Here is a 1,918-nt window from a genome sequence, read left to right on the forward strand (position 1 = left end):
TAGTGCGCCCAGCATGGGCGTAATCTTAAGGGTGAAAGTCCCTAACACGACCTAGTAGTGGTAAGTGTATAGCTTAAGACAAGGGTGTCCACCGTGAGATGGAATCTGAAGGAAGTCGGCGGCAAATCTCTGGTCTGACGAACAGAAACCACATGTAAGGCAGTACCTATGGGTAAAGTTGCTAGTCAAACTAAAGCCCAATAACTACTCGAAAATAGGTAATGTAAATGTGGCAGATAGATGGAGAGAAAGATTACGTTCTTACCTGGGGAGGTCTTAGATATACATTGTGGAAATGAATTTTGAAGCAATAACCTATGTAGTGATACATAGCTGAAGTCTAAGAAGTCAGCAGAGGTCATAGTACTCTCGCTAATCGCGAAAGCGAGTGGAAGGACTGAACGATAGGAGGTTTTGAAACTTTGAAGAACACAAAGAAATGTGATGAAAGCAGACAACTTCATAGAGAAGGTTACCTACAGAAGGATAGAGTGGAACTCGAAGAGTATGTAGGAGCGCCTAGCATTTCATTGACGTTAGAAAAGCGACAAGACGCCGAAATTAAATACTCCAATGGATTGCTAGAGAAGATTATAGATAGAAACAATCTAAATCAAGCCTTTAAAAGAGTTAAAGCTAACAAAGGAAGTCATGGTATTGATGGTATGAAAGTAGATGAACTTCTACAATACTTAAAAGAAAATGGCGATAGCCTTAGGCAATCTATATTGGATGGTAGCTATAAACCAAATCCAGTTAGACGTGTAGAAATTCCAAAATCAGATGGTAAGAAGCGTCCACTGGGAATTCCAACGATAGTTGACCGAGTGATACAACAAGCCATTGCTCAAGTGCTAATCCCAATATTTGAAGAGAAGTTTTCTGAGAATAGTTATGGATTTAGACCAAATAGAAGCGCTCATCAAGCAATTCTAAAATGTAAACAGTACATGGATAATGGATATAAGTGGGCTGTTGATATAGATTTAGAGAAATACTTTGATACTGTAAACCATGATAAGCTAATAGGCTTAGTTTATAAAGAGGTTAAAGATATTAGGGTAATTTCTCTAATAAGAAAATATCTACAAGCAGGTGTGATGATGAACGGAGCAGTAAATACTACGGAGAAAGGCGTACCTCAAGGAGGTAATTTATCTCCATTGCTTAGCAATATCATGTTAAATGAACTTGATAAAGAACTAGCAAAACGAGGATTAAATTTCTGTAGATATGCTGATGATTGTAATATATATGTTAAATCAAAGAAGGCTGCAGAAAGAGTAATGCATAGTATCACAAAATTCATAGAAGAGGATTTGAAACTCAAAGTGAATAAGGACAAAAGTAAGGTCGATAGACCGTGGAAGTTAAAGTATTTAGGATTCTCATTTTATAACAAGAAAAATGAGATGGGAATAAGAGTACACAGTAAATCCATTGAGAAATTAAAAGCTACGCTTAAGAAAATTACTGGGCGAAGCAATGCAATGAGCATGGAATATCGTGCAGTAAAATTAAGACAAATAATAATTGGTTGGATTAATTACTTTAAGTTAGCAGATATGAAAAGTACTCTTATAAGTCTAGATGAATGGCTAAGACGAAGGCTACGCCTATGCTATTGGAAGCAATGGAAGAAAATTAAAACAAAACATGATAATCTAGTTAAATTAGGATTAGATAGCTTCAAAGCGTGGGAATATGCAAACACAAGAAAAGGCTATTGGAGAATCTCCAACAGCCCTATTTTAGCAAGAACATTATCTAACAATTACCTAAAAGAACAAGGGTTTATAACATTAACTGAAAGTTATTTAAGATATAGGTAATTCTATTGAACCGCCGTGTACCGAACGGTACGCACGGTGGTGTGAGAGGACGGAAAATAAAATAATTATTTTCCTCCTACTCGATT

1 protein-coding gene is annotated in these 1,918 nt (G+C 36.3%); it reads left to right on the forward strand.

The window, feature by feature from the left end; genetic code table 11:
• The first annotated feature begins 422 nt into the window (after nt 1-422).
• Nucleotides 423-1,832 (forward strand): group II intron reverse transcriptase/maturase, encoded by a 1,410-nt coding sequence (gene ltrA, locus ACTNBA_RS18985; RefSeq protein ID WP_035132058.1) that lies wholly within the window; start codon nt 423-425, stop codon nt 1,830-1,832.
• Nucleotides 1,833-1,918 lie beyond the last annotated feature (86 nt).

The organism is Clostridium sulfidigenes (assembly GCF_052067195.1).
GTDB lineage: Bacteria > Bacillota > Clostridia > Clostridiales > Clostridiaceae > Clostridium_J > Clostridium_J sulfidigenes.